Below are 6720 nucleotides of genomic sequence, written 5' to 3' on the forward strand. Positions count from 1 at the left end.
AGCCCCCGGGGCGGGCGTCAGCTCCGGGGCACGCCGCCGACGAAGTCCTTGAGGGCGTCGATCCGGGTGCGGCGCCCCGGCGGGAAGCGGCGAAGGGCGCGTTCGGCCCGGCGCGAGCCCTCCGGGTAGCGCCAGCGGGCCCACGGCGAGGCGGGCTTGGCCAGCCGCAGGCAGGCGACCATGGCGACGGGGGAGACCAGCAGTCCGATCACGCCCGTCGCCGTCTTGCCCTTGAGGATCGCGATGGCGCTCATCAGCGCGTTGACCAGCAGCACCAAGGCGAAGGTCAGATGGGCCGCGGTGCCGGAGCCGGCGTCGGAGAACGGGTTGAACCCGGCGACCAGCAGCAGCCCGACGGCCACCGCCAGGAAGGCGGCGTCGACCGACTTCCGGCCCTCGCGGCTCCAGTACACGTCCTCCAGGTGCAGCCAGAGCGCGTACTCGTCCAGCGCGAGCGCGGCGCCCGCGCCGAACAGCACCGCGAGGACCTGCACCCCCGGGCTGTCCGGGCGGTAGGCGAACTCGATCGCACCGGCCACCAGCATCGCGAGGATCCCGTACACCTGGTGGTGCACGTGGGTGCCGCCGACCTGGACGTCGCGGAAGGGCCCGCGACCGGCCCGGATCAGCCGGGTGATCACCCGGGTGCCGACGAAGGTCGCCACGAACGCGCCGAGCATCCAGAGCCCGATGCCGTGGTTCGGCACGGTGAGGTTCACCTCGATCCGTACGTCCGCGGTGTACACGGCCGCCGTGCCCCGTCAGCCCCGGGGCCCGTGCGCGGCCCGCGCACGGGGCGGCCGGGGGAGACGCCGGGCGGCCGTGGCCGCCACGCTTCGGGGGCCGCGCCCTGGCGGCGTTCGCTGTTCCGGCACCACTTCCGCACCTCCGTGGGGCGGCCGGCCCGCCCGTGCTCCGCGGGCCCGGCGCCCTCGCCCAGCCTATGCGGATTCCCCGCGCCGGGCCCGCGCCGGCGTCGGGAGACCGGTGGGCCGGCCGGGACCGGACCACCGCAGCGCCGGGCCGCCGGAAAACGGCGAGCGCTCCCGGCCCCGGTCGTGCCAGGATGCTCGGCATGTCTGCTCGTGCCCTGAGCTTCGGCGCCGTCGCGGAAGCCTACGAACGGTTCCGGCCGGGATACCCCGACGAGCTCTTCGACCTGGTGGCGGCGTACGCGGGCCGGCCGCTGCGGACGGCCCTGGAGATCGGCGCCGGCACGGGCAAGGCGACCCGCCTGTTCGCCGGTCGGGGGGTCGCCGTCACGGCCACCGATCCCGACGCCGCCATGCTCGCCGAACTGGCCAGGGCCGTACCCGGGAACGTGACGACCGTACGGGCCGCCTTCGAGGACCTGCGGCCGGACGGGGCCCACGGGCTGGTCTACGCGGCTTCGGCCCTGCACTGGACGCGGCCGGAGGGCCGGTGGTCACGGGTGGCCGCGCTGCTGGAGCCGGAGGGCGTGTTCGCCTGCTTCGGCGGCCCCGTCCAGCTCGCCGACCCGGCCGTCGAGGCGGCCGTGCGCGCGGCACGGGCACCGTTCCTCGCGGACGACGAGGTGCCCGCCCCCGACGGCACCTCCCCGGGGGCGGAGCTGCAGTGGCCGGGCACCGAACTGCGCCGCTCCCCGCTCTTCCACGACGTCCGACAGGTCGTCGTCGCCCGGCGCCTGACGATGAGCGCCCCGGACTACCTCGGCCACCTGTCGACCGTCTCGGCCTACCTCCAGCTGCCGCCGGCGGCGCGGGAGCAGGCGTACGCCGCGATCACGGCCGCGCTGCCCGGCACGGTGGACATCGCCGCCGACATCACCGTCCACCTCGCCCGCCGCCGCCCCGCCCACGGCCTGCCGGGCAGCTGACGGGGACGCCCGCCGGCTGGCGCTACCCGGCGTCGGCCTCCAGCGAGCGCTTCAACGCGGCCAGTGTCTCCGTCATGGTCCGGCGGTTCCACTCCGCGCGGTGGCCGGTGCGCAGCACGGTCTCCGTCGTCCAGGCGCTGATCCGGTCCCGGCGGTCCTGCCAGAACTGCTCCACCACCGTCACCCCGTCGCCCCCGGTGAGGCGGAAGCCCCAGCGGGCGACCGGGATCGGCCCGAAGCTGACGTCCCAGGCGAAGGCGTGCCCCGGCTCGGCCTCGACGACCCGGCAGACGGTGTTCCAGCGGATGCCCCCCTTGCGGTTGTGGCCCCGGAACCGTGCACCCGGCACCGGAGCGGCCGGGCTGCCGCGCCAGGAGGCGCCGGTGCACTCGGGACTCCACTCGCCCATGCGCGTCACATCGGCGACGGCGGCCCAGACGGCGTCCGGCGCGGCGGCGATCTCCGCCCGCACGGAGACGGATTCACGGCCGGCACTGCTCATGCGAACCTCCTGAGGATGTTCCCGGCATCGCACCGCGCGCGGGCCCGCCGCGTCAACGTGCGCCGGATCACAGCGTCCTGACGGGCCGGCCGGAGCGGGGGCGGCCGGGAAGCGCCGGCCCGTCGGCCGCGGCTCAGTCGAAGCGGATGTGCTGCACGCCCGTCCAGGCCCGGCGGAGGCGCCCCCGGAGCGCGCCGTCGGTGTTCGGGGCGAGTTCCAGCCCGCAGGAAGCGGCGACGTGATCGGCGACCTGGCGGATCGTGAGGCGGTCGGTCCAGAGGTGTTCGGCGAACTCCGGCTCGCGCAGGCGTTCCAGGCAGAGGTCGAGCTTCGACACGGCGAAGCTCTCCCGGCGCAGCGGAGCGTCCTTCCCGGCGACGAACCGCACGGCCTGCCCGAAGCCGCGTTCGCGCAGCCGTCGCAGGACGGTGTCCCGCCCGGCCAGCAACGCGAAGTGCCGGACGTCGTGGTGACGCTCCCGCAGCCGGCCGACGATCTCGCGGAAGTATGACGGCTCCACCACCGTCATCGGCACGATCACCACACCGTCGTGCCCGGTGAGGGCGCGGTCCAGGACCTCGAAGACACCCTGCCGCCAGGCCGGGAGGTCCTGGAAGTCCCCGCGCAGCGCCGGCGGCATCATCCGGTGCAGCCCGAACCCGACGTGTTCGGGATCGCAGACGACGCTGCCGGGGAGCCGCCGCCGGATCTCGTGCGCGGTCTGGGTCTTGCCTCCGCCGAAGGGCCCGTTGATCCACAGGAGCATGCCCGGGACCCTACCCGGCCCGCCCCGGCGGCACCGGCGCCGGGCCCTCCCGCGCCCCCCGGCGGCCCCGGCCGCCGGGGGGCCGGTCTGCTCCGAGTGGAGGCCACGAGTGGTGGGCGGCCGCCCGGCGTCCGACGCTGGCCAGGGCCCGCCCGGAACCACCCGGCGGCGGGCGCAGCCACCCGGCGCCGTCCCGATCGGGCGGCCGGGGCGTCAGAGAGACGGGATCACATGACGGAACAGGGCATCACGGCGGGCTGCCCGCCGCCCGTGCGCGGGACCGGACGGTCCGGACGGCGGTGGCCGGGGCAGCGGTCCGCGCGCGGACGTCGCCGGGGCGCGCCCGCCGCGGCGGCGCTCCTCGCCGGCGTGCTGGCCCTCGCCGTCGCGGTCGGCCCGACGCCGAGCACCGCCGCCGCGCCCGCCGACCGGGCGTCCCCGGCGACGGGGGGCCGGGCGCGGTTCGTACCGGGCCCCTGCCCCGAGACGCCGGAGCCGGTCCCCGGGCGGTGCGGGTTCCTGGAGGTCCCCGAGAGCCGCGAGCGGCACCAGCACGGCGAGCGGGGCGGTCCCGGCGAGCGGGGAGGCGGGCGCACGCTCCGGCTGGCCGTCGCGATCGTCCCGGCCGTCTCGGCGACGCCGGCCGCGGACCCGGTGGTGTTCATGGAGGGAGGCCCCGGCGGCGACGCGTTCGGCAGCATCCCCTTCCTGATCGGCTCCGGGGTGAACCGGGACCGCGAGCTGATCGTGATGGCCCAGCGGGGCACGCTGCACGCACGGCCGAACCTGGCCTGCCCGGAGATCGACCGGTTCAACGCGACCGCGGTGGGGCTGCGCTACGACGCCCCCTCGACCGGGCGCCTCCTGGTCCGGGCGGCCCGCGAGTGCCGGGACCGGCTGACGGCCGACGGCGTGGACCTGAGCGCCTACAACACCACCGAGAATGCCGCCGACTTCGCCGCGCTGCGCACGGCCCTCGGCATCGAGCGGTGGAACGTCTACGGGTACTCCTACGGCACCGAACTGGCCCTCACCTACCTGCGGCTGCACCCCGGGGGGATCCGCTCGGTGGCGATCGACTCCGTCGTGCCCCCGCAGGTGGTGAGCCTGCCGTGGACCTGGGACGGCGCCCGGGAGGGGATCGGCGCGATCCTCGCGGCGTGCGCGGCACAGCCCCGCTGCGGGAGCCGCTACCCCGACCTCCCGGACACGCTCACACGGCAGGTCCGGCGGCTGGAGGCGCACCCGCTGAGGGTGACGGCGCAACCGCCGGCGGGAGGCGAGCCGGTGGAGGTCGTCCTGGACGGCGGCGCGCTGGTGAACCTGCTGGTCGCCAACGCCGTCAAGGCCGTCGACGTCCCCGCGGCGCTCGACGAACTCGCCCACGGGAACCCGGAGCGCTTCGCCCGCGCCCAGGCCGCCGGAGCGACGCCCGTCATCGGCGAGTTCGCCCACGGCCTGACGCAGTCGGTGGCCTGCGCCGAATGGGTCCCGGACCACTCGGAGGCCGACCTGCTCCGGGCGGGCCGCCGGGCCTTCCCCGACTGGCCGGACACCGTCCTGGCGCAGGCCCCGCAACTCCCCTTCGAACACGACGTCTGCCGCGCGTGGAACGTCCCGGACCGCACCGGGGTCCAGCGGGTGGCCACCCGCAGCGACGTGCCGACCCTGATCGTCTCCGGCAGCTTCGACGCGAAGACCGGGGCGAGCTGGGGCCCGTTCACGGCCCGGACGCTGCCCCGTTCGACCACCGTGCTGATCCCCGGGATCGGCCACTTCGTCGTCCCCCAGTCGCTCTGCGCGCAGAGCGTCCTCGCGTCCTTCCTCGTGGCTCCGACCGCACCGGACACCGGGTGCGTCGCCGGACTCGCACCGCCGCCGTTCACCATCACCCCAGAGACGGACACCGCATGACGCCGATTCCCCCGCCCCATCGCCGCCGCGACCGGCGACGGATCCGGGTCACGCTGGCCGGGGCCACCGCCGGCGCGCTCCTCGCCGGCCTCGCCGCGCTGCCCGCCCGGGCCGCGGACGGCGCCGACGCACCGCTCGGTACGCTCGCCCGGACGGCGGGCCGGGCCCACTTCGAGCCCGGCCCCTGCCCGCGGACGGCGGACCCGACCCCGGCCCTCGACGGGGCCCGCTGCGGAACGCTCACCGTGCCCGAGAACCGCGCCCGACACAACGGGCGGACCATCACCCTCGCCGTCGCCATCGTGCCGGCCGCGCGGAAACGGGCCCCCGACCCGGTCGTCTGGCTCGCCGGCGGGCCCGGGGACGACGCGAACTCCGAGATCCAGCTGGCGCTCGGCGGCGGACTGAACCAGGACCGGGACGTCATCTTCATGTCCCAGCGGGGGACCTACTCGGCCGACCCCGCGCTCACCTGCCCGAACGTCGACCGGTTCGCCGCGGACTCGCTCGGCCTCGTCTACGGCGCGCCGTCCACCGGGCGCCTGCACGTCGGGGCGACGCGCGCCTGCCGTGACCGGCTGGTGGGCCTCGGGGCCGACCTGAGCGCCTACAACAGCACCGAGAGCGCCCACGACTACGCGGACCTGCGCCTCGCGCTGGGCATCCGGCAGTGGAACCTCTTCGGCATCTCCTACGGTACCGACCTGGCCCTGCTCTACCAGCGCCTGCACCCGGAAGGCCTCCGATCGGTCGGCATCGACGGCGTCCTGCCGCCCTCGCTGGCCGGGGGAGCCGTGACCTGGAAGGCCGCCCGGGAGGGCTTCGACGGCATCTTCCGGGCCTGCGCCGACCAGCCCGCCTGCAACGACCGTTACCCGGAGCTGAAGGCCACCTTCGAGCGCCTGGTCCGCGAGCTCGAAGCCCGGCCGGTCACCACGACCGTCACGCTCCCGGACCACCCGGACCCGGTGGAGGTCACCCTGGACGGCGGCGTCCTGGTGAACTGGCTGACCTTCGCCAGCCACCTGGCCGCCGGCGTGCCCCGCTCCATCGACGAGCTGGCCCACGGCGACCCGGGGCGGATCGCCACCCAGTGGGCGGGCGGCAAGCTCAGCCCGCAGGCCGTCGGGCGGATGTCCCACGGGCTCGCCTACGGAGTCTTCTGCAGCGAGTGGACACCGTTCGAGACCGAGCAGGACGTGATCGAGGCGGGGCGGCGGGCGTTCCCGTCGTTCCCCGGGTCGGTGCTGGCCAATGCACCGCTGCTGCCCTGGCTGCACGAGGACTGCCGAGCCTGGGACGTCCCCGCCGCGCCCGCCTCGGTCCGGGACGTGACCCGCAGCGACATCCCGACCCTCGTCCTGTCCGGCGGCTTCGACGCTCAGACCGCGCCCAGCAGCGGGCCGTACGCCGCCCGCACGCTGAGCCGCTCCACGGCCGTCACCGTCCCCTACGTCGCCCACGTGGTCTTCGCCGACTCGCCGTGCGCGCAGGCGGTCACCCGCTCGTTCTTCGACACGCCGACCGCGCCGGACACGGAGTGCCTGGCCTGTCTGCAGCCGCCCGAGTTCGAGATCGCCCCCTGAGAGGGTGTTCGATAGGGGATTCCCCCCAACTGTCCGGCTTTGATCGAGGTAGCACGGACTCGATTCCAGGATCTCGTGGCGGTCGGGTCCGTGT

The 6720-nt window shown here is 75.8% G+C and carries 6 protein-coding genes; 3 read left to right on the forward strand and 3 right to left on the reverse strand.

Translation table 11 applies throughout. The annotated features are described in order from the left end of the window. Window positions 1–17: 17 nt before the first annotated feature. Window positions 18–746 carry a hypothetical protein gene (locus tag ACIRS1_RS30370; protein ID WP_402845269.1) on the reverse strand — a complete coding sequence of 243 codons (729 nt, stop codon included), beginning with the start codon at window positions 744–746 and terminating at the stop codon, window positions 18–20. A 329-nt stretch (window positions 747–1075) separates the two neighbouring features. Here ACIRS1_RS30370 and ACIRS1_RS30375 point away from each other — a divergent pair, with 329 nt between their 5' ends. Further along, window positions 1076–1858 (forward strand): class I SAM-dependent methyltransferase, encoded by a 783-nt coding sequence (locus tag ACIRS1_RS30375; RefSeq protein ID WP_402845271.1) that lies wholly within the window; start codon window positions 1076–1078, stop codon window positions 1856–1858. Window positions 1859–1880: 22 nt separating this feature from the next. On the opposite strand, the gene ACIRS1_RS30380 is transcribed toward ACIRS1_RS30375, so the two are convergent. Next, window positions 1881–2360, reverse strand: coding sequence for an SRPBCC family protein (locus ACIRS1_RS30380; protein WP_402845273.1), 480 nt, complete (start codon window positions 2358–2360; stop codon window positions 1881–1883). Window positions 2361–2493: 133 nt separating this feature from the next. Next, window positions 2494–3126: an AAA family ATPase gene (locus tag ACIRS1_RS30385; RefSeq protein ID WP_360219355.1), complete on the reverse strand. Its 633-nt coding sequence runs from the start codon at window positions 3124–3126 to the stop codon at window positions 2494–2496. A 663-nt stretch (window positions 3127–3789) separates the two neighbouring features. On the opposite strand from ACIRS1_RS30385, the gene ACIRS1_RS30390 reads away from it, so the two are divergent. After that, window positions 3790–5040, forward strand: a complete 1251-nt coding sequence (locus ACIRS1_RS30390; RefSeq protein ID WP_402845289.1) for an alpha/beta fold hydrolase — start codon at window positions 3790–3792, stop codon at window positions 5038–5040. Further along, window positions 5037–6626 carry an alpha/beta fold hydrolase gene (locus tag ACIRS1_RS30395; RefSeq protein ID WP_402845275.1) on the forward strand — a complete coding sequence of 530 codons (1590 nt, stop codon included), beginning with the start codon at window positions 5037–5039 and terminating at the stop codon, window positions 6624–6626. Before ACIRS1_RS30390 ends, ACIRS1_RS30395 begins: the two co-directional genes overlap by 4 nt. Window positions 6627–6720 lie beyond the last annotated feature (94 nt).

The organism is Kitasatospora sp. NPDC101176 (assembly GCF_044768035.1).
Classification (GTDB): domain Bacteria; phylum Actinomycetota; class Actinomycetes; order Streptomycetales; family Streptomycetaceae; genus Kitasatospora.